The organism is Hafnia alvei, from assembly GCF_034424155.1.
Classification (GTDB): domain Bacteria; phylum Pseudomonadota; class Gammaproteobacteria; order Enterobacterales; family Enterobacteriaceae; genus Hafnia; species Hafnia alvei.
In genome coordinates this window covers 92,181-112,927 of record NZ_CP139992.1, presented here as the reverse complement: position 1 = coordinate 112,927, position 20,747 = coordinate 92,181, and the positions used below count along the sequence as shown (strand labels likewise).

Genomic DNA, 20,747 nt, shown 5'->3' with positions numbered 1-20,747 from the left:
TACTTAATCCGTTAATAAAAACTAAGGTTCCTTTAAGGTTAGATGACTAACATCCCCGCGGTGATATTCTCTGATAGGCTGAAATAATATGATTTCATCTCCAAACGCAGATAAGGCATTCAGCTGGAAAGCGTTATTCTGGCTTCTCCTGTTCTTTTGGTTTTTCTCTACCGTTCTTCAGGCTGTTATCCTCGTAACGGGATACAGTGGCTCCAACGGCATTCGCGATTCATTGCTGTACAGTTCCCTTTGGCTAATTCCCGTATTTTTATTCCCAAATAAAACCCGCATTATTGCTGCGGTTATTGGCATTATTTTATGGGCAGCATCGCTGTGTTCTTTGGGTTATTACATCATCTATGGACAAGAGTTCTCCCAAAGCGTCCTGTTTGTGATGTTTGAATCGAATACCAGCGAAGCCGGAGAGTACTTCAGTCAATATTTCAGCCTTCATCTCGCTCTTCTATTGCTGGCTTATACCGTTGTTTGCGCTTTCTTATGGACTCGCGTACGCCCAGTATATATCCCATCATTCTGGCGTTATGTTATTCCAGCCGCGATCTTCTATGGCCTGATCGTTAATCCGCTGGCCTATAACATGGTGATTAAGAAACGTTCGTTTGTAGATTCCTTACCGAGTCTAACGTCACGTATGGAGCCCGCGGCTCCATGGCAAATGATCACCGGCTATTTCGAATATCGTAACCAGCTTGCAAGCCTACAGGCGCTGATGAAAGAAAACAGCGCGTTGCCTCCGCTTGCAAACCTTACCGATACCAGCGGTAACGCACCGCGTACTCTGGTTCTGGTGATTGGCGAATCAACTCAACGCGGCCATATGAGCCTGTACGGGTATCCGCGTGAGACCACGCCGCAGTTGGATGAAATCCATAAAACTGACAAGAACCTGACCGTGTTCAACGACGTGGTTACATCCCGTCCTTACACCATCGAGATCTTGCAGCAGGCTCTGACGTTCGCTAACGAGAAGAATCCAGATCTGTATCTCACCCAACCTTCATTGATGAACATGATGAAGCAGGCGGGTTACAAAACCTTCTGGATCACTAACCAGCAAACCATGACCAAGCGTAATACCATGCTAACCCTGTTCTCCCAGCAAACAGATAAGCAGTATTACCTGAACCAACAGCGTACACAGAGCGCTCGTCAGTACGACGGCGACGTGCTGAAGCCATTTAAAGAAGTGATGGCCGATCCTGCACCGAAGAAATTTATCGTGGTACATCTGCTGGGTACGCACATTAACTACAAATTCCGCTACCCAGAAGGATTTGATAAGTTTAATAACGCCGAAGGCGTGCCTCCAGGTTTAAGCCAAGATCAGATTGACTCTTATAACGAGTATGACAACGCTAACCTGTACAACGACTTCGTGGTTTCTAGCCTGATCAAAGATTACTCCGCAACGAACCCGAACGGTTTCCTGCTGTATTTCTCTGACCACGGTGAAGAAGTGTATGACACACCTCCACACAACATTCAGGGACGTAACGAGGCGGCACCAACGCGCCATATGTACAGCATCCCGTTCATTCTGTGGACATCACCAAGCTGGCAGCAAGCGCACCCGCGTGACTTTACTTCCATGACCAATCGTAAATACAGCAGCTCAGAGCTGATTCATACATGGTCTGACATGGCTGGTTTGAAATACGACCTGTTTAATCCTGAGAGAAGTTTGGTGAGTCCAAACTTTGTGGAAACAACACGTTGGATCGGCAACCCGTATGCGAAGAAAGGTCTGCACGATTACGACAAATTGCCGTATGGCGATCAGGTCGGTAATCAGTAGTAGGTCATCACTAAAAGTAAAAAGCCTCTTCTCGAAGAGGCTTTTTTATTTGTACGCCTATTTCACTGAATTTTAGGCAACAAAAAAGGCACCCTTAGGTGCCTTTTTCTTGAGCAAAAAGAATTACTTCTTAGTGCCTGGTACGCTGAAACGCTTGTTGAAGCGGTCAACACGACCACCGGTAGCAACATCACGCTGCTTGCCAGTATAGAACGGGTGGCAGTTACCACATACGTCCAGGTTCAGGTCGTGACCTGCGGTAGAATGAGTTTTAATCACGTTGCCGCAAGAGCAAGTTGCAGTGATTGCAACGTAGTTCGGGTGGATACCTTGTTTCATGGGATAACCTCAGTTAAGGCCGCGTCGCTATCCAGCCCTATTCCGCCAGACACCACGCGTGGTTGATAAATTTGGTTTGATAAAAAAGACTATCAAAGGCGGCGAATTATACAGAGATAAAACATCCACCGCAATCGAATTGCAAGTGGCTTTATTCATCTTCTATTACGACACGTAAAATCAGCGATATCAATTAAACTGATTCACTCCCCCCTCCCTGCATGTAAACTACGCATACATTTAGAAGCAGGATAAAACATGTCGGTCGCTCACGTAGCTTTACCCGTTCCATTGCCACGCACCTTTGATTACCTTCTGCCCGCAGGTGTGAAACCCGCCGTGGGTGTACGGGTCAGTGTGCCTTTTGGACAGCGTAAAATGATCGGCATTATCACCGGCGTCAGCGAGCACAGCGAACTTCCGCTCGAAAATTTAAAGTCGATTCACCATATCATTGACGATGAATCGCTATTTTCCTCCCGCATGTGGCACATGCTGCGCTGGGCGGCAGACTATTATCACTACCCGATCGGCGAGGTTTTATTTCATGCGCTTCCGGTGATGCTACGTCAGGGGAAACCCGCCCAGCATGGGCAACTCTGGCAATGGGTGATAACGGAACAGGGCAAAGCGACCCTATCTGAAACACTCAAACGCGCCCCCAAGCAGCAGCAAGCGCTCGCCATGTTGTTGCAGCGGCCTCTGTATCGCCATCAGGTCGTTGAATGCGATCTCACCGATGCCGCACTACAAAGCATCAAAGCCAAAGGGCTGGCCGAGTTACGCGCTGAGTCGCCAGAGCTTCAAGACTGGCGTAAAAACTATGCGGTAAACGGTGAGCGCTTAAAGCTCAACACTGAACAAGCCACCGCCGTGGGCGCGATTCGTAGCGAAGACAACCAGTTCAGCGCATGGTTGCTGGCGGGCGTCACCGGCTCCGGCAAAACCGAAGTTTATTTAAGCGTCATCGAAAATATTCTCGCACAGGGCCGCCAAGCGCTGGTTTTAGTACCTGAGATAGGACTCACCCCGCAAACCATCGCCCGGTTTAGAGAACGGTTCAACGCCCCGGTAGATGTGCTTCATTCTGGTTTAAACGACAGTGAACGCCTCGCGGCTTGGCTGCGGGCGCGCAACGGTGAAAGCGCCATCGTTATCGGGACGCGCTCAGCGCTGTTTACGCCCTTTGCTCGCTTAGGCGTTATCATCATTGATGAAGAGCATGATAGTTCTTATAAGCAGCAGGAAGGCTGGCGCTACCACGCGCGTGATTTAGCCGTATTCCGCGCACATCAGGAAGATATCCCTATCGTGCTGGGTTCGGCTACACCCGCATTAGAAACATTGCATAACGTTGAGTTGGGTAAATACCGTCGTTTGCGGCTCACGCAGCGAGCGGGAAACGCAAAACCAGCCACCCAACACTTGCTCGATTTAAAAGGCCTGCCGCTAAAAGCCGGTCTTGCACAGCCCTTGCTGCAACGAATGAAACAACACGTTGACGCCGGTAATCAGGTGATTTTATTTTTAAACCGCCGAGGTTTTGCTCCAGCGCTACTGTGCCATGAATGTGGCTGGATTGCCGAATGTCAGCGCTGCGATCATTACTACACCCTGCATCAGCAGCAGCACCATTTGCGCTGCCATCATTGCGACAGCCAAAAGCCAATCCCGCGCCAGTGCCCACAGTGTGGCACCACCAATTTAGTGCCTGTTGGGTTGGGAACGGAACAATTAGAAACCGAGCTCGTGGCGCTTTTCCCTGACACGCCGATTACCCGCATTGACCGCGATACCACCAGCCGCAAAGGCGCATTAGAGCAACAATTGGCTGAAGTACACCGCGGTGGCGCTCGTATCTTGATCGGCACCCAAATGCTGGCGAAGGGCCATCACTTTCCTAACGTCACGCTGGTAGCTTTGCTTGACGTAGACGGCGCGCTGTTTTCCGCTGACTTCCACTCTGCCGAACGTTTTGCCCAACTTTATACGCAGGTATCGGGCCGCGCGGGCCGCGCAGGAAAACAGGGCGAAGTCATATTACAAACCCATCACCCAGAGCACCCTTTACTGCTGACACTGCTTAACCAAGGCTATGATGCGTTTGCCGAGCAGGCCTTAAAAGAGCGCAAAAGCGTATTTCTTCCCCCGTATACCAGCCACATCATGGTACGCGCCGACGATCACGATAACCAAAATGCACCCCAGTTTTTGCAACAATTAAGAAATCTATTAGAAGCCAGCCCACTGCGTGATGAGTCATTCTGGATTCTAGGGCCGGTACCCGCGCTGCAACCCAAACGCGGAGGACGATTCCGCTGGCAGTTGCTGCTTCAACATCCGTCTCGTGCCCGTTTACAGAAAATTGTTAAAGGCACACTGCCACTGATTGGCACGTTGCCAACGGTGAAAAAAGTAAAATGGACAGTGGACGTTGACCCTACCGATAACTGATCTGCCTTGATGAGAAAGGCCATCAGACAGAGAGATAAAAATGATGATTTGCGATCCCGATCTAAAAAATCTATCTAGGTCACATTTCTCATGCAAATTAGGTAACAACAGCAGGGTGCATTCTGTTTAAAATGTGATCCATATGGTAATTCATGAACTGGTATGAGCATTCCAGACAATAAAATTTGGGATGACGCAAGGAAGCTGGTTTTCATTCAGTAAAACAGGACGAGCAACACTCGCCGCGTCGGCGTTTCGCCAGACGCAAGGAGAACAGCGTTGGAAGAGAAGCAAAGCATGTCTGCTGCCACCATGAAAGATGTGGCTGAACACGCCGGTGTCTCAACGGCCACCGTTTCACGAGCATTGATGAACCCCGAGAAAGTCTCTGCATCTACCCGCCAAAAAGTTGAACAGGCCGTATTAGCCGTTGGTTATTCTCCGCATGCGTTGGCCCGCAGCGCCAAGCGAAATGAATCGCGCACGATTCTGGTGATTGTGCCTGATATCTGCGATCCTTTTTTTGCCGAAGTGATCCAAGGCGTAGAACGCACCGCCGCTGAGCATGGGTATTTGGTTTTGCTAGGCGACTGCGCTCAGCAACAGCAGCAGGAAAAAACCTTCGTTAACCTTATTATCACTAAACAAATCGATGGCATGCTGCTGCTCGGCTCGAACGTTCCTTTTGATGCCAGCAAAGAAGAACAGAAAAATTTGCCACCGATGGTGATGGCTAACGAGTTCGCTCCCGAACTTGAACTTCCAACTGTCCATATCGATAACCTCACCGCAGCCTTTGAGGCCGTGCTCTATCTGCATGAGCTAGGTCATCATCGTATTGCCTGTATTGCAGGCCCTGAAAGTATGCCACTGAGTAAATATCGCCTACGTGGCTATATTCAGGCATTGCGACGCTGCGGTATCGCCGAAGAGAAAAGTTTTGTTGAGCGCGGCGACTTTACCTATGAGGCTGGCGCACAGGCTATGCATAATCTGATGTCCTTGCCACAGCCACCAACGGCGATTTTCTGCCATAGTGATGTGATGGCGATTGGCGCGCTTTCTCAAGCCAAGCGCATGGGATTACGCGTACCCGATGACGTTTCTCTGGTCGGTTTTGACGATATAAAACAGGCGCAGTACTGCGATCCTCCGCTGACCACCGTTTCTCAACCACGCTACCAAATTGGCCGAGAAGCGATGTTATTGCTGTTAGAACAGCTTCACAGTCGCTCTGTGGTGAGCGGTTCAAGACTGTTAGACAGCGAATTTATCGTCAGAGGAAGTACATCTGCGCCGAAACGCTAGTTAAATTGGGATGAGTTCAGTAACATGGCGCTCTTAATTCAAAATCACGATGTAGCGAAAAGACAGTGGCACAAAGAGACTATGTGAGCCGGGGCCGCTCATCAGGAGCGAAGCGCAAAACCAATACCCGGAAAAAGAAAAAATCATCTCGGAGTATCTCTAAAACCATGGTGGTTGTCGCCTTGGGGGTTTTAGTGACTTTCGCTGCCGGCCTTTATTTCCTGACTCACCATAAGCCAGACAGTGATGAACTGTTACCGACGCAGGCCAAACATGCGGGTAATGGTCTTCCTCCAAAACCGGAAGAGCGCTGGCGTTACATCAAAGAACTTGAGAATCGTCAGGTTGGCGTTGCTACGCCTACAGATCCCACCAGTAGCGCAGCCACTGCACCTACGCAGCAGCCACAGCTGACCGCAGAACAGCGCCAGCTTCTCGACCAAATGCAGTCTGATATGCGTCAGCAGCCAACTCAGCTGTCTGAAGTGCCGTATAACGATCAAACGCAGATTGCACGTCGCGCGCCGCAAAATAGCCGGATGCCGGATCAAACCTATACCCAGCAACAGCCGGTCACGAGTTCACAGCCACGCAATCCGTTCTCTCAGCAAAATACGGCACCTTCTCAGCCTCGCCAAACCACCACTGAACCGGCACGTCCTGTGCGCACAGCACCACCAGTGCAAGCGACTCAGCCACCGGTTCAGCAGCCGCACAAAGAAAAACCGGCTCCGGTGACAAGCGTGGCAGAGCAACCTGCACCAGCAAAAGAGACCAAAACAGAAAAAGCGGCTGAGAAAGCACCTGAAAAAGAAAACGCGCAGAAATGGATGGTGCAATGTGGTTCATTCCGCAGCACCGATCAGGCGGAATCAGTCAGAGCCCAGCTCGCCTTTGGCGGCGTAGAAAGCCGTATTACCGCTGGCGGTGGCTGGAATCGCGTTCTGTTAGGCCCATACACCAGCCGCGCTTCAGCAGACAAAATGCTGCAACGATTGAAGGGTGATGGGATGTCTGGCTGTATTGCCCTCTCCGTCGGGGGTTGAAAAGCAAAATATCCCCCCCATCTATCTGACAATGCCCCCACACAAAAGTGTGGGGTTCTTATTTCGTCAGCTACGGGGGTCTGCTCGTGACAACAATAGTAAGCGTACGCCGCAACGGTAAAGTGGTGATCGGTGGTGATGGTCAGGCGACCATGGGCAATACCGTGATGAAAGGTAATGTTCGTAAAGTGCGTCGTCTCTATAACGACCGCGTTATTGCCGGATTTGCTGGCGGCACCGCAGATGCCTTCACCCTGTTCGAACTCTTTGAACGTAAACTGGAACTGCATCAGGGACATTTGGTTAAAGCCGCCGTTGAGCTTGCCAAAGACTGGCGCACCGACCGCATGCTGCGCAAGCTCGAAGCGCTGCTGGCCGTCGCGGATGAAAACGCCTCCCTCATCATCACCGGCAACGGTGACGTTATTCAGCCTGAAAATGATTTAATCGCGATAGGTTCCGGCGGCCCTTATGCTCAGGCAGCCTCTCGCGCATTGCTAGAAAACACAGAACTGAGTGCCCGCGAAATCGTTGATAAAGCGCTGGGTATAGCTGGTGATATCTGCATCTACACCAATCAGTTCCACACCATTGAAGAATTAGACTCCAAAGCGTAAGGACTCCAAACATGTCTGAGATGACCCCACGCGAAATTGTCAGCGAACTCGACAGCTACATCATTGGCCAACACTCGGCAAAACGCGCCGTGGCAATTGCCCTGCGTAACCGCTGGCGTCGTATGCAGCTCAACGATGAGCTGCGTCATGAAGTGACACCAAAAAATATTCTGATGATCGGCCCAACCGGCGTCGGTAAAACCGAAATCGCCCGTCGTCTGGCTAAATTAGCCAACGCACCGTTCATCAAGGTTGAAGCCACCAAGTTCACCGAAGTGGGCTATGTGGGCAAAGAAGTTGACTCTATCATCCGTGATCTGACTGACTCCGCCATGAAAATGGTGCGCATGCAGTCCATCGAAAAGAACCGCTATCGCGCCGAAGAAATGGCCGAAGAGCGTATTCTGGACGTCTTGATCCCACCAGCAAAAAACAACTGGGGTCAGGCTGAGCAAAGCGCCGAGCCATCCGCTGCACGCCAGAGCTTCCGCAAGAAACTGCGTGAAGGTCAGCTCGATGATAAAGAAATCGAATTAGAATTAGCCGCTTCACCGGTTGGCGTTGAAATCATGGCACCTCCTGGCATGGAAGAAATGACCAACCAGCTGCAGTCCATGTTCCAAAATCTGGGCGGTCAAAAGCAGAAAGCGCGCAAAATCAAAATCAAAGAAGCGTTCAAGCTACTGATTGAAGAAGAAGCCGCAAAACTGGTTAATCCAGAAGAGCTGAAAGAGCAGGCGATTCACGCCGTTGAGCAAAACGGTATCGTATTTATCGATGAGATCGACAAAATCTGTAAACGCGGTGAATCCTCTGGCCCAGACGTTTCCCGCGAAGGCGTTCAGCGTGACCTGTTGCCTCTGATTGAAGGCTGCACCGTTTCCACCAAGCACGGCATGGTGAAAACCGATCACATTCTGTTTATTGCTTCTGGCGCATTCCAAGTATCCAGCCCATCGGATCTGATCCCAGAACTACAGGGCCGTCTGCCAATCCGCGTTGAGCTACAGGCGCTGACGACAGAAGACTTCGAACGTATCCTGACCGAGCCAAGTGCGTCCCTGACAGAACAGTATCAGGCGTTGATGGCCACCGAAGGCCTGACCATTAACTTCACCGCTGACGGCGTACGTCATATCGCTGAAGCGGCATGGCGAGTTAACGAAAGCGCAGAAAACATCGGTGCACGTCGCTTACACACCATTCTGGAACGTCTGGTCGAAGAAATTTCCTTCGAAGCCAGCGATATGAGCGGCCAAACAGTGACGATTGATGCGGAATATGTGCGTAATCATCTCGATGAGCTCGTTGCAGATGAAGATCTGAGCCGGTTTATCCTATAATTCGTTTTAAGAACCGTCCCTATCGGTTGTGGTAAAAGGGAGGCTTTGGCCTCCCTTTTTTACGTCTATACCCTAAAATATTGGCGTTGCACGCCACGGCTAACACCGAGGCAGCATCACGTATAACGGGTATACAATATCCATTTGATAAAATATGGTAGATTACCGACCTTAACTGGAACCCTCACCCGAATATTTCACGATGGGATCCCCTGAGCGACTGAAGCGAATAATGAGTTCATCAACAACAATTAGCAGGCCACGCGCCTGGTTGGAAAGTTTGCGCCTGCGTACCTTGCCGCTGGCTTTGGCATCTATTGTCACCGGTTCTGCCATTGCAGCGTGGCAACATACCTTTAAGGTCGAAATTGCCCTGCTTGCGCTACTGACGGCGGCGATGCTGCAAATTCTCTCCAACCTCGCCAATGACTATGGCGATGCCGTGAAAGGAAGCGATACCGAAGAGCGCATCGGGCCATTGCGTGGTATGCAAAAAGGCGTGATTACCCAAGCGCAGATGAAGCGAGCGCTCGGCATTACCGTGGTGATCACCATTTTATCCGGTATTGCACTCATTGCCGTCGCCTGCCAGAAGCCACAAGATATCATCGGATTTTTGGTTTTAGGTTTGATGGCCATCATCGCCGCGATTACCTACACCGTAGGCACTCGTCCTTATGGCTATATGGGTTTGGGCGATATTTCCGTGCTGGTCTTCTTTGGCTGGCTCAGCGTAGCAGGCACCTATTATCTGCAGGCGGGGACTTTTGACAGCGTTGTCATGCTGCCAGCCACGGCCTGTGGTTTCTTAGCCACGGCGGTTTTGAATATCAATAACCTGCGCGATATCGAAAATGATGCGGTGAATGGCAAAAACACGCTGGCTGTACGTCTCGGGCCCATCAAAGCACGCGTCTACCACGTGGCTTTACTGATTGGCGCCGTGGTGTGCTTAGCCTTGTTCGCCTTGGTGAATCTCAAAAGCGCGTTTGGCTGGCTGTTCGTTCTCGCTATCCCCATGCTGTATAAGCATGGCCGCTACGTTTTCACACACCGCACGCCAGAAGCAATGCGACCGATGCTAGAAAACATGGTGAAAAGTGCCTTACTAGCCAACGTCTTATTCGCCATTGGCACCGTGCTCAGCTAATTCCCCTCTTTTCGCTGGCGCGCAAAACGTGCGCCAGCGCCGCGTTTAGTCATATTTAACAATTGGTGTTTTTGCAAACAACATGAATAAGGGGATATACTAGACCCCCCTGCGGCAAACAGACGTTAATCCTATGAAATACGATACTTCCGAACTATGCGACATTTATCATGAAGATGTGAATGTAGTAGAACCGTTGTTCTCCAACTTTGGTGGGCGTACTTCGTTTGGCGGGCAGATCACTACCGTGAAATGCTTTGAGGATAACGGCCTGCTCTATGAATTGCTGGAAGAAAACGGACGTGGACGCGTAATGGTCATCGACGGCGGCGGTTCTGTGCGCCGTGCTTTAATCAACGCGGAACTGGCTCGTCTTGCAGCTCAGAATGAGTGGGAAGGCATTGTGGTGTACGGTGCCGTTCGTCAGGTCGATGACCTTGAGGAACTGGATATCGGTATTCAAGCAATGGCGGCCATTCCTGCTGGCGCAGACGGAGAAGGCATCGGCGAAAGCGATATCCGCGTCAATTTCGGCGGCGTGACCTTCTTCTCTGGTGATCATCTGTATGCAGATAACACCGGTATTATTCTTTCCGAAGAACCGTTGGATCTTGAATAATCCATCGCTTCCTTTGTGAGAAAAGGCGCTCATTGAGCGCCTTTTTTATATCTTAACCATGAATAAAGACAGCTTAGTTAACTTCATCCATGCGGCCTAACAAAGAGCGCAGGCGCTCCTGCCATGCAGTTTGTTCTTCTTTAAGCTGTTCGTTTTCACGCACCAAAGACTCACGAGAGCCAGCGGCTTGCTGAACTTCTTGATTCAGTTGAGTGTTTTGTTCTTTCAGCTCTTCGATTTCCATCTGCAACAGCGTAATGGTATCAATCGCCTGCTGAACTTTTGCTTCCAATTTTTCAAATACTTCAAATGACATTCTTCTGTCCCCTTATCATAGCCAGGCGTACATCTGCTGTAGTGAGTGCGTTTCTTTAGCACCCACTGCGAAAATATAGTTGCGCCCATAAACACAACGGCTGCTGTCACCTCAAGGCGCGCAAGCCACTGCGCAATAAATTCTTTTCAACTCCGATTGTATGTACCCCATTCTCTACTGTCTAGCGCGATACTGAGGCAAAGTGCAGTCTGTAACAAATTCGCACCTTCTGCCTATCAGCAAATCCCTAAAAAAAGCATTTTTCTCTACGATGTTGTTTTCACAATTATTTTACAAAATCGTGTCACCATGATCTGTGTCAGTGGTCAGATCACAAAAAAATTTCGCTAAAAGAGCACTAAATGCGCGGCTTCACTCATTTTTATGACGAAGCACACACATTTTGATTTCGCTATTTCTCGTTTTTGCTCGTTAACGATAAATTTACAACAAGCCCAAAATAAATAGATAAGGGCTGAGCCTTACTCCCTACAATAATTCGTCGTTAGGACATCAAGTCATGAGCCAAACAGCTAGTTCAACGTTAAAAGGGCAATGCATCGCTGAGTTTCTTGGCACCGCGTTGCTGATATTTTTTGGATGTGGCTGCGTAGCCGCACTCAAGCTGGCGGGCGCAAGTTTTGGTCAGTGGGAAATAAGCGTCATTTGGGGCTTGGGTGTTGCCATGGCAATTTACCTTACTGCCGCCATTTCTGGTGCACACCTTAACCCTGCCGTGACCATCGCGTTATGGCTATTTGCCTGCTTCGATAAACGTAAGGTTGTGCCTTACATCATCGCGCAAATCGCAGGTGCATTTTGCGCGGCAGCCCTGGTGTATGGCTTATATCACAACCTGTTTGTCGATTATGAACAAGCCAACCACATCGTGCGCGGCAGCGTAGCCAGCTTGGATCAGGCGGGCGTATTCTCAACTTACCCAAATCCACATATCTCGGTTGGACAAGCCTTCTTGGTTGAAACCGTGATTACCGCCATTCTGATGTGCTTGATCCTCGCTCTTACTGATGACGGCAACGGGATTCAGCGTGGGCCATTAGCGCCGCTGTTGATCGGTATCCTGATCGCAGTTATCGGTGCATCCATGGGTCCACTAACCGGATTTGCCCTAAATCCAGCCCGTGACTTTGGACCTAAAATCTTTACCTATGTGGCAGGCTGGGGTGAAGTGGCCTTTACGGGTGCCCGTGATATTCCATACTTCTTAGTACCTATCTTTGGCCCAATCGTCGGTGCATGTATTGGTGCCTTCGGTTACCGCTCATTGATTGGCCGCCACTTGCCATGTGATGTGTGCAAGTTAGAAGATGAGCCAGCAGCGAAACCCGAACAGCGTAAGGCTTAGTCATTCACCGGCGTAGGTGATATCTGCGCCGGTTTTCATCTCTTTGAGACACCATGTCGTTTTCAGTTCATCAACGCAGGATTAATGTTATGACGACCGAAAAAAAATACATCGTCGCGCTCGACCAAGGAACCACCAGCTCTCGTGCTGTGGTACTGGATCATGACGCTAATATCATCAGCGTCTCTCAGCGTGAATTTGAGCAAATCTATCCAAAAGCAGGATGGGTTGAACATGACCCAATGGAGATTTGGGCGACGCAAAGTTCTACTCTGGTCGAAGTTCTTGCGAAGGCAGATATTAGTTCAGATCAAATCGCCGGTATCGGTATCACCAACCAGCGTGAAACCACCATCGTGTGGGAAAAAGAAACCGGTAAGCCAATTTATAACGCTATCGTCTGGCAATGCCGCCGTACCGCTGACATTTGTGAAAAGCTGAAAAAAGCGGGCATGGAAGAGTACATTCGCCACAATACAGGCTTAGTGGTTGACCCGTATTTCTCCGGTACCAAAGTAAAATGGATTCTGGATCACGTTGAAGGTTCGCGTGAACGTGCGAAGCGAGGCGAACTGCTGTTCGGTACCGTGGATACATGGCTGGTATGGAAAATGACTCAGGGGCGTGTTCACGTCACTGATTATACCAACGCCTCTCGTACCATGATGTTCAACATCCACACCCTTGAGTGGGATGAGCGCATGCTGGAAGCGCTGGATATCCCTCGCGAAATGCTGCCAACCGTACGCCCATCGTCAGAAATCTATGGTCAAACCAACATCGGTGGTAAAGGCGGGACACGTATTCCTATCGCGGGTATCGCGGGTGACCAGCAGGCAGCGCTTTATGGCCAACTGTGTGTCCAGGAAGGCATGGCGAAAAATACCTATGGCACCGGCTGCTTCCTCCTGATGAACACCGGCAAAGAAGCAGTTCCTTCTAAACACGGCCTGTTAACGACCATCGCCTGTGGCCCACGCGGTGAAGTTAACTATGCGCTGGAAGGTGCAGTATTTATCGGTGGTGCATCCATTCAGTGGCTGCGCGATGAGATGAAGCTTATCAACGATGCGGCCGACTCTGAGTACTTCGCTACGAAAGTCAAAGACAGCAACGGCGTGTACGTTGTTCCTGCCTTCACCGGTTTGGGCGCACCGTATTGGGACCCGTATGCGCGTGGCGCGATCTTCGGTCTAACCCGTGGCGTCAATAGCAACCACATCATCCGTGCCACGTTGGAATCTATCGCCTATCAAACTCGTGATGTGCTAGACGCCATGCAGGCAGACTCAGGTACTCGTCTGAAAGCGCTGCGTGTCGACGGTGGTGCCGTTGCCAACAACTTCCTGATGCAGTTCCAGTCTGACATCCTCGGTACGCGTGTTGAACGCCCTGCGGTGCTAGAAGTGACCGCGTTGGGTGCAGCTTATCTGGCTGGCTTAGCCGTTGGTTTCTGGAGCGACCTGGAAGAGCTGCGCAGTAAAGCGACTATCGAACGTGAATTCCGTCCAAGCATTGAAACCGTAGAGCGTAACTACCGCTACAGCGGCTGGAAAAAAGCGGTGTCACGCGCTCAGGCGTGGGAAGAGCACGATTGATATTTATGTAAAGCTAAGGTGTAAGGTTTCGTTCGCCCGCTATCCGTTGTGTTTTTCTGCAACCACTGGCGTAGGCGACCGATGAGGGGCGCCAGCGCGCGCCCCTTCAATCCTCGCGCTTTTGTCCGAGACGCCATCTCCGCTCCGGTTTGGTATCGCCCATCCAGGGCGCCCCAAACTCCACCGGTACATCCCTGTACCGGCGGCTCTCTCTACCAAAACTTAAATAGTTAAAAAGACAAAAATGTCTTTTGCCTTTTATCTTTTGTCTTGTCCTGTTGAAAGAATGTATTTTAGAGCCGCCAGCAGGGATGCTGGTGGCAGGTTGAGGGCGCACAGGATGTGCGCTCCGAGACCGGTCGGCCAAACAGCTCGGTAAAAAGCGCGCGAGTTAAGAGCCCCCGCGCAACGGGGCTCTCATCGGACGCCTACGCCAACGGATTCATGGAAACAAATTTGCTGACTGGCGGATGAAACCCTTCACCGCTCCAACATAGAATAGAAGGCAGCAGCATGATGCCCCTGCAATCGTTTTCCAATCCCCCCACTCACCTTGTGCTAAAATCCCCTCCCGTCTTTATCCTTCAAACTTTCAGTAACCAATACGGATCTACAATGAAACGTGAATTAGCCATCGAGTTCTCCCGCGTCACAGAAGCCGCAGCACTGGCAGGTTATAAATGGTTAGGTCGTGGTGACAAAAATGCCGCCGACGGCGCTGCCGTAAATGCGATGCGCATTATGCTTAATCAGGTCGATATCGACGGGGAAATCGTCATCGGTGAAGGAGAGATCGATGAAGCGCCAATGTTATATATCGGCGAGCGTGTCGGTACTGGCAACGGCGATCAGGTTGATATCGCGGTAGATCCTATTGAAGGCACTCGCATGACGGCCATGGGGCAGTCAAATGCGCTCGCCGTGATGGCTGTCGGTGATAAGGGTACGTTTTTACGCGCGCCAGATATGTATATGGAAAAGTTAGTCGTAGGGCCTCAAGCTAAGGGGGTTATCGATTTAAATCGTCCATTGGCCGAAAACCTGCGTTTAGTAGCTGAAAAACTGGAAAAACCACTGCATGAACTGACCGTCATCACGCTGGCAAAACCTCGCCATGATGGCGTTATTGCGGAAATGCAGGCGATGGGCGTTAAAGTTTTTGCCATTCCTGACGGTGATGTTGCCGCCTCAATTCTGACCTGTATGCCTGAAAGCGAAGTCGATGTGATGTATGGCATCGGTGGTGCGCCTGAAGGCGTAGTATCAGCCGCCGTTATTCGTGCTCTGGATGGCGATATGCATGGCCGCCTGCTGGCACGCCACGACGTAAAAGGCGACACGCCTGAAAACCGTGCTTTAGGCGAGCAAGAGCTGAAGCGCTGTGCTGAAATGGGTATTGAAGCCGGTAAAGTGCTGCGTCTGGATGAAATGGCGCGTAACGATAACGTGGTGTTCTCCGCAACGGGGATCACGAAGGGCGATTTGCTGGAAGGGATTTATCGTAAAGGCAATATGGCGACAACGGAAACGCTGCTGATTCGTGGTAAATCGCGAACGATTCGCCGCATTCGCTCAACGCATTACCTAGACCGTAAAGATCCGAAGATCTGCGAATTGATTATCTAGTTTCACTCGTTCAGCCTCCCGTTCTCGAGGAGGCTGAACGATGTTCGCTCAACTACGCCATATGCCCTTGCTGCTGCATTTTATGCGCCAGTGGCAGCCAACAAAGCAGAATCATCACGCCCATTGCCGTCATTAACATGCCTAAGCTGAATTGCCCCGTCTGAGGCAACAGCGCTGAAAACCACGCCATCGCACCAGAACCTACGTTTTGCAATCCACCCACTAAAGCACCCGCAGCACCCGCCAAGAACGGGAATGGCTCCATGGCACCGGTGGTCGCCAGTGGGAACAGCATTCCAGCGCCAAAGAAGAACAACGCCGCAGGTACAACCAGCGTCCAGATATTCATAATGCCGAACCAGCCTGGTATCCACATCATGAATCCCGCAACTAAACAGCTAATCACCGAATGCCACATCAGCGTGGAGAAGCTTTTTCCCTGACGTCCTGCGTACCAAGCGCCGAAGAAGGCCGCAGGAATAGGCAGAATAAACAGAATACTAACGACAATGCCGCTAAGTCCTAATACGCCGCCCATTAAGACGCCGGAGCAGGCTTCAAATACAGCTACCCCAGCCAGTCCACCAACCAGCATAATCAGATAGCAACCAAACGAGCCGTTAGTCAGCAACATCTTGTAGCTGGCAAGCATGTTCTTACGCGGTGCGTTAGCTGGGCGAGTTTCTGGCAGAAAGCGATACATCGAAAACATAACGCAAACGCACAGCAGCAGTAGGAAGCCATAGCAAGCACGCCAGCCTAGTACCGAATCCAACATGCCGCCGATGACCGGTGCCAGCAGCGGGCTAACCAGAATACCCATGTTTAATAGGCTATTGGCATAACGCAGAGAAGGCCCTTCGTAAAGATCGCGGGGCATCGTTCGCGCCATTACGCCGGCAACACCCGTCCCCATTCCTTGCAAGGCACTCGCCATGATCAGCATGTCTAAATTGGTAGACAGCAATGCCCACAAGGCACCAGCGATGAAAATCCCCATACCGAGCAGAATAACGGGGCGACGGCCCACCCGATCGGATATCGGGCCGTAGATCAACTGCGAGCCACCATAGGTCAGTAAATACGCCGCCATTACGCCCTGCACCGCACCGCTACGCACACCTAAATCGCGCGCCATATCGGCAATAGAAGGCACATAAATGGTTTGCGCCATCTGACCAACGGCGACTAATAGAATCAACATCACTAACAGATGAAAATTTTCGAGCTTTCTCATTATCTTACGCTTGCCGACGCATTAAATTAGTATAATCGACCATTCACTTGGTGAAAGTCAGGAAGTTAAACCCATAGATCGGCGCATAATCTAACAGATTGGTTTAAATAAACGAGAGAGTAAGGTTCTTTATTCTGGTGTGATTTGGCATATAAAAGTACCCGACTCGTAAAGAAAAAGTTACAGCAACATGTTCTTTCTGCGACGAGATTAAAAATAGAGAATATTAATCATTTAATAGCGATTTATAAGTTATTAAACTATATACCCACTTTCCAAAAGGATTTGAGTCATGAAGACACCAGAACTGATTATGCTGCAGTTGAAGAGCCTAGGCCCTCAATCAGCCAAAATGCTCGCAGATAGAATTTCTATCACGACTATGGGCATTCGCCAGCATTTACAGCAGCTCGAGCAACGTGAGCTTGTCTGTTATGAAGAGGCCAGAACCAAGGTAGGTCGCCCAACGCGTTATTGGTCATTAACCACCAAGGGCCACGGCCAATTCCCAGATCGTCATCAAGATCTGTCACGCGTGTTACTTGGCGCCGCACAGCAATTATTTGGTGATGAAGGCGTCGACAAACTCATTAACGTGCGCGAAGACTCTCTCTTCCAGCGTTATACGACCGAGCTTGAAAAGCATCCCGAAGGTGAGGAGCGCTTTCAGGCCTTGGCTCGCCTGCGCCAAAACGACGGCTATATGGCCGAGTTGGAAGTCGAAGACGATGCCGTTGTCCTGATCGAAAACCACTGTCCGATTGGCGTTGCAGCCCATAACTGCGGTAACTTATGCAACTCAGAGCTGAGTTTATTGCATCGTCTTTTAGGGCCGAACTATGAAATCGACCGAGTCGAGCATATTATTTCCAACTCACGCCGCTGTGCATATCGCATTACACCTCGGGAGTTGTAACCATGGCAGAATGGGTAACGGGAACCATTACTCAAGTTCAACACTGGACAGATAATCTGTTCAGCATACAAGTGCAAGCACCGGTCAATGCCTTTAAGGCTGGCCAGTTTGCCAAACTCGGCTTGGATATCGACGGTGAGCGTGTGCAACGCGCTTACTCTTACGTCAACGCGCCGAGTGATAATAACTTAGAGTTTTATCTGGTGACCGTGCCTGATGGCAAGCTCAGCCCTCGCCTGCACAGCTTGCAGGCCGGAGATACTTTACAAGTGACTGAAGAGGCCGCAGGCTTCTTTGTTCTGGAAGAGGTGCCTGACTGTAATACGCTATGGATGCTCGCGACAGGGACCGCGCTGGGGCCTTATTTGTCAATTCTGCAGGAAGGCAAAGACCTAGAACGCTTTGAAAATATCGTTTTGGTTCATGCCGCTCGCTTGGCGCAAGACCTAAGCTATTTGCCGCTGATGCAACAACTTGAGCAGCGTTATAACGGTAAACTGCGGATTCAAACCGTAGTTAGCCGTGAGAACGCTGCGGGTTCACTGCAGGGGCGAGTTCCCGCACTAATTGAGGATGGCTCGCTGGAAGCCGCCGTCGGCCTGAAAATTGATGCCGATAACAGCCACATTATGTTATGCGGTAATCCGCAGATGGTGCGCGATACCCAGCAGGTACTGAAGGAAACGCGTGGAATGCGTAAGCATTTGCGCCGTAAACCAGGCCATATCACCAGCGAGCATTACTGGTAATAGCGCCACGATCGGGTGCCGGATAATTTGTCCGGCACTTTTTTTGCTTTAACGCCCTGCGTTCTTAAAATCGACAGGTGTAGGCTCTGGGCCAAAACGGTTATCACCTTCTGTTCCCACGAATGAGCCGCAGTCAATCAGCATCATCACACCAATCAGCGTAGGGACAAAACGCCCAACCCCCCACTGCCAGATCTCGGCCAACATGCTCCAATTCCCCGCAGCTAGCATCCATGCCAGTACCACTAAAAGCGCCCACCAACCTGACTTATTACGATCGTGCAAACGCTTCACCAGCACCGCAGCCGTTGGCCAAAGAGAAAATACCAAGCCAAATGCCGCCGTTTGCAGTGAAACCCAGCCGCTTCCTGCAATGGAAAAAATAATCACTAAAAGCAGCGCCCACAACCCCATCCAAATCCAGAAATCGCGCCGCCCGATCCGTCCGTTAAAAGAGAAACACCATTTTTGAATGGTCATTTTCCGACGTTACCTACGTAATTAAACCTAATGGCGGCAAAGTCTACCTTATCTCGATTGGCCATCGGGGAATTTTGCACACAATTTTGACAATCACCCTCCTAAAACGCTTTAATCAGGTATCAGGCGTGTGTATTACCAGCATTCAGAATAGTGGATTGGAAAATCAGACCAACAATGAAAAAAATGAGTTGCTACACATCCAACAACGTTTTCCTCTTACCGATGCTGCTTCTATGGGCCTCCACCATCAGCTTCTCAGCTCATGCAGCAGATGATAAGCATTCTCTGAGTGACGAACTCCCTGCGGCGCCTTATCTGCTCCCCAACGCACCTACCTTTGATTTAACGCTGGTTGAGTTCCGGTCTAAGTACAACATTGAAAATCCAACGCTCATCATCAATGAATACCGTGCCATCAGCGTTAAAAATGAAGAAACCGCGATTACCCGCGCGGCGAGCAAAATCAATGACGACCTCTACTCTTCCGTGGTGCTGGAAAAAGGCACCGGTAAGATTAAAAGCTTACAGATTACTTATATCCCCCCCATTCCCGTAAAAGATGAAAAAGAGAGTGGTAAAGCTGAGGACAAGAAAACGGTTAAGCCGGACGACAAAGACAAAGCATCACGTGCGCTGGCTGTAAATTATATGGCCGCCATCATGCGTCATTTTTCGCCTACACTGTCCTTTGATCAATGCACCGCTAAGGTCTCCTCATTGTTGAATAAAGGGAAAGGCCAGCTCTATTTCGCCCAAAACGATGGGGCATTGCGCTATGTGGTGTCAGATAGCGCAGAAAAAGGTATTACTTTCGCTGTTGAACCGATTAAGCTGTCGTTATCAGATAATGCAACTTAGTCGCATCCTTTCGTATTTCATGATGGAAAACAAAACTTCTTAGTCGCGAGCTTTCTATACTGATTTACAGACAATGCCGTAAGGCAGACTTTTACGATTATGTGTTCCCGAATTGGAGAAATGAAAATGCGTCAACCATTAGTCATGGGCAACTGGAAACTCAACGGCAGCCACCACATGGTCAACGAACTGATCCTTGCGCTGCGTAACGAACTGAGCGAAGTGGCCAACTGTGACGTTGCTATCGCGCCACCAACTATCTATCTGGATCAGGCTGCACATACTCTGGCAGGTTCTCGTATCGCTCTGGGCGCGCAAGACGTTGGTATCAACGCATCTGGCGCATTCACTGGTGAAACCTCTGCTCAGATGCTGAAAGATGTTGGTGCTAAATACATCATTATCGGCCATTCAGAGCGTCGTACTTACCACAAAGAAAGCGACGAGTTCATTGCTGAGAAATTCGCAGCGGTTAAAGAAGCAGGTTTAATCCCTGTTCTGTGCATCGGTGAAACCGACGCAGAAAACGAAGCAGGTAAAACTCAGGAAGTTTGTGCGCGTCAGTTAGACGCCGTGCTGAAAACCATGGGCGCTCAGGTGTTCAAAGGTGCAGTCATCGCTTACGAACCAGTATGGGCAATCGGTACTGGCAAATCTGCAACTCCAGCACAGGCTCAGGCCGTTCACAAATTCATCCGTGATCATATCGCTAAACACAACGCTGAAGCCGCTGAAGAAGTAATCATTCAGTACGGTGGCTCTGTAAATGCCGCTAACGCTGCTGAGCTGTTCACCCAGCCAGACATCGATGGCGCGCTGGTTGGCGGTGCATCTCTGAAAGCTGACGCTTTCGCAGTTATCGTTAAAGCAGCAGCTGAAGCGAAAAAAGCCTAATCGCTTATTTAT

General features: G+C 50.2%; 19 protein-coding genes. 15 read left to right on the top strand and 4 right to left on the bottom strand.

Going from position 1 to position 20,747, the window contains the following annotated elements:
* Window positions 1-88 precede the first annotated feature (88 nt).
* Window positions 89-1,816 carry a phosphoethanolamine transferase CptA gene (locus U0008_RS00545; protein ID WP_025801462.1) on the top strand — a complete coding sequence of 576 codons (1,728 nt, stop codon included), beginning with the start codon at window positions 89-91 and terminating at the stop codon, window positions 1,814-1,816.
* Window positions 1,817-1,939: 123 nt separating this feature from the next.
* On the opposite strand, the gene rpmE is transcribed toward U0008_RS00545, so the two are convergent.
* Window positions 1,940-2,155: a 50S ribosomal protein L31 gene (gene rpmE, locus U0008_RS00540; protein ID WP_025801463.1), complete on the bottom strand. Its 216-nt coding sequence runs from the start codon at window positions 2,153-2,155 to the stop codon at window positions 1,940-1,942.
* 258 nt (window positions 2,156-2,413) lie between these two features.
* Here rpmE and priA point away from each other — a divergent pair, with 258 nt between their 5' ends.
* The 7 genes from priA to rraA all read left to right on the top strand — a co-directional run bounded on the left by priA (window position 2,414) and on the right by rraA (window position 10,692).
* Entirely contained in the window at window positions 2,414-4,609 is a 2,196-nt protein-coding gene (gene priA, locus U0008_RS00535; RefSeq protein ID WP_043490130.1) for a primosomal protein N', read from the top strand.
* A gap of 297 nt (window positions 4,610-4,906) precedes the next feature.
* A complete protein-coding gene (cytR, locus tag U0008_RS00530; RefSeq protein WP_390884716.1) occupies window positions 4,907-5,917 on the top strand; it encodes a DNA-binding transcriptional regulator CytR in 1,011 nt (336 codons plus the stop codon).
* A gap of 65 nt (window positions 5,918-5,982) precedes the next feature.
* A complete protein-coding gene (gene ftsN, locus U0008_RS00525) occupies window positions 5,983-6,963 on the top strand; it encodes a cell division protein FtsN (protein ID WP_072008139.1) in 981 nt (326 codons plus the stop codon).
* Between the two features lie 86 nt (window positions 6,964-7,049).
* Window positions 7,050-7,580, top strand: coding sequence for an ATP-dependent protease subunit HslV (gene hslV, locus U0008_RS00520; RefSeq protein ID WP_025801467.1), 531 nt, complete (start codon window positions 7,050-7,052; stop codon window positions 7,578-7,580).
* Window positions 7,581-7,591: 11 nt separating this feature from the next.
* On the top strand, window positions 7,592-8,923 hold the full coding sequence (hslU, locus tag U0008_RS00515) for an ATP-dependent protease ATPase subunit HslU (protein WP_025801468.1): 1,332 nt from the start codon (window positions 7,592-7,594) through the stop codon (window positions 8,921-8,923).
* 232 nt (window positions 8,924-9,155) lie between these two features.
* Entirely contained in the window at window positions 9,156-10,073 is a 918-nt protein-coding gene (locus U0008_RS00510) for a 1,4-dihydroxy-2-naphthoate polyprenyltransferase (protein ID WP_043490120.1), read from the top strand.
* Window positions 10,074-10,206: 133 nt separating this feature from the next.
* Window positions 10,207-10,692, top strand: coding sequence for a ribonuclease E activity regulator RraA (gene rraA, locus U0008_RS00505; RefSeq protein WP_025801470.1), 486 nt, complete (start codon window positions 10,207-10,209; stop codon window positions 10,690-10,692).
* A gap of 73 nt (window positions 10,693-10,765) precedes the next feature.
* Here rraA and zapB read toward each other — a convergent pair whose 3' ends face one another.
* Window positions 10,766-11,008, bottom strand: coding sequence for a cell division protein ZapB (gene zapB, locus U0008_RS00500; RefSeq protein ID WP_025801471.1), 243 nt, complete (start codon window positions 11,006-11,008; stop codon window positions 10,766-10,768).
* 520 nt (window positions 11,009-11,528) lie between these two features.
* Here zapB and U0008_RS00495 point away from each other — a divergent pair.
* From U0008_RS00495 to glpX, 3 genes are all read left to right on the top strand, one after another.
* A complete protein-coding gene (locus tag U0008_RS00495; protein WP_043490118.1) occupies window positions 11,529-12,374 on the top strand; it encodes an MIP/aquaporin family protein in 846 nt (281 codons plus the stop codon).
* A gap of 89 nt (window positions 12,375-12,463) precedes the next feature.
* On the top strand, window positions 12,464-13,972 hold the full coding sequence (gene glpK, locus U0008_RS00490) for a glycerol kinase GlpK (protein WP_025801473.1): 1,509 nt from the start codon (window positions 12,464-12,466) through the stop codon (window positions 13,970-13,972).
* A 615-nt stretch (window positions 13,973-14,587) separates the two neighbouring features.
* Complete coding sequence (gene glpX, locus U0008_RS00485) at window positions 14,588-15,598, top strand: class II fructose-bisphosphatase (RefSeq protein WP_025801476.1); 1,011 nt, start codon at window positions 14,588-14,590, stop codon at window positions 15,596-15,598.
* A gap of 52 nt (window positions 15,599-15,650) precedes the next feature.
* On the opposite strand, the gene emrD is transcribed toward glpX, so the two are convergent.
* Window positions 15,651-16,835, bottom strand: coding sequence for a multidrug efflux MFS transporter EmrD (emrD, locus tag U0008_RS00480; protein WP_025801477.1), 1,185 nt, complete (start codon window positions 16,833-16,835; stop codon window positions 15,651-15,653).
* A 292-nt stretch (window positions 16,836-17,127) separates the two neighbouring features.
* Here emrD and U0008_RS00475 point away from each other — a divergent pair, with 292 nt between their 5' ends.
* Together U0008_RS00475 and fpr are read left to right on the top strand one after the other, a co-directional pair.
* Entirely contained in the window at window positions 17,128-17,751 is a 624-nt protein-coding gene (locus tag U0008_RS00475; protein ID WP_025801478.1) for a helix-turn-helix transcriptional regulator, read from the top strand.
* Window positions 17,752-17,753: 2 nt separating this feature from the next.
* Complete coding sequence (fpr, locus tag U0008_RS00470) at window positions 17,754-18,500, top strand: ferredoxin--NADP(+) reductase (protein WP_025801479.1); 747 nt, start codon at window positions 17,754-17,756, stop codon at window positions 18,498-18,500.
* Window positions 18,501-18,548: 48 nt separating this feature from the next.
* On the opposite strand, the gene U0008_RS00465 is transcribed toward fpr, so the two are convergent.
* Window positions 18,549-18,980, bottom strand: coding sequence for a DUF805 domain-containing protein (locus U0008_RS00465; protein ID WP_025801480.1), 432 nt, complete (start codon window positions 18,978-18,980; stop codon window positions 18,549-18,551).
* Window positions 18,981-19,157: 177 nt separating this feature from the next.
* On the opposite strand from U0008_RS00465, the gene U0008_RS00460 reads away from it, so the two are divergent.
* On the top strand, window positions 19,158-19,841 hold the full coding sequence (locus tag U0008_RS00460) for a DUF1454 family protein (RefSeq protein ID WP_046449011.1): 684 nt from the start codon (window positions 19,158-19,160) through the stop codon (window positions 19,839-19,841).
* Between the two features lie 126 nt (window positions 19,842-19,967).
* Window positions 19,968-20,735 (top strand): triose-phosphate isomerase, encoded by a 768-nt coding sequence (gene tpiA, locus U0008_RS00455; protein ID WP_025801482.1) that lies wholly within the window; start codon window positions 19,968-19,970, stop codon window positions 20,733-20,735.
* Window positions 20,736-20,747 lie beyond the last annotated feature (12 nt).

Excerpts from the sequence above, each read along its gene's own strand:
- glpX (WP_025801476.1), top strand. The coding sequence starts at position 14,588 with ATGAAACGTGAATTAGCCATCGAGTTCTCCCGCGTCACAGAAGCCGCA.
- emrD (WP_025801477.1), bottom strand. The coding sequence starts at position 16,835 with ATGAGAAAGCTCGAAAATTTTCATCTGTTAGTGATGTTGATTCTATTA.
- U0008_RS00495 (WP_043490118.1), top strand. The coding sequence starts at position 11,529 with ATGAGCCAAACAGCTAGTTCAACGTTAAAAGGGCAATGCATCGCTGAG.
- hslU (WP_025801468.1), top strand. The coding sequence starts at position 7,592 with ATGTCTGAGATGACCCCACGCGAAATTGTCAGCGAACTCGACAGCTAC.
- cytR (WP_390884716.1), top strand. The coding sequence starts at position 4,907 with ATGTCTGCTGCCACCATGAAAGATGTGGCTGAACACGCCGGTGTCTCA.
- U0008_RS00465 (WP_025801480.1), bottom strand. The coding sequence starts at position 18,980 with ATGACCATTCAAAAATGGTGTTTCTCTTTTAACGGACGGATCGGGCGG.
- zapB (WP_025801471.1), bottom strand. The coding sequence starts at position 11,008 with ATGTCATTTGAAGTATTTGAAAAATTGGAAGCAAAAGTTCAGCAGGCG.
- rpmE (WP_025801463.1), bottom strand. The coding sequence starts at position 2,155 with ATGAAACAAGGTATCCACCCGAACTACGTTGCAATCACTGCAACTTGC.
- priA (WP_043490130.1), top strand. The coding sequence starts at position 2,414 with ATGTCGGTCGCTCACGTAGCTTTACCCGTTCCATTGCCACGCACCTTT.
- U0008_RS00545 (WP_025801462.1), top strand. The coding sequence starts at position 89 with ATGATTTCATCTCCAAACGCAGATAAGGCATTCAGCTGGAAAGCGTTA.
- U0008_RS00510 (WP_043490120.1), top strand. The coding sequence starts at position 9,156 with ATGAGTTCATCAACAACAATTAGCAGGCCACGCGCCTGGTTGGAAAGT.
- tpiA (WP_025801482.1), top strand. The coding sequence starts at position 19,968 with ATGCGTCAACCATTAGTCATGGGCAACTGGAAACTCAACGGCAGCCAC.
- fpr (WP_025801479.1), top strand. The coding sequence starts at position 17,754 with ATGGCAGAATGGGTAACGGGAACCATTACTCAAGTTCAACACTGGACA.
- glpK (WP_025801473.1), top strand. The coding sequence starts at position 12,464 with ATGACGACCGAAAAAAAATACATCGTCGCGCTCGACCAAGGAACCACC.
- U0008_RS00460 (WP_046449011.1), top strand. The coding sequence starts at position 19,158 with ATGAAAAAAATGAGTTGCTACACATCCAACAACGTTTTCCTCTTACCG.
- rraA (WP_025801470.1), top strand. The coding sequence starts at position 10,207 with ATGAAATACGATACTTCCGAACTATGCGACATTTATCATGAAGATGTG.
- U0008_RS00475 (WP_025801478.1), top strand. The coding sequence starts at position 17,128 with ATGAAGACACCAGAACTGATTATGCTGCAGTTGAAGAGCCTAGGCCCT.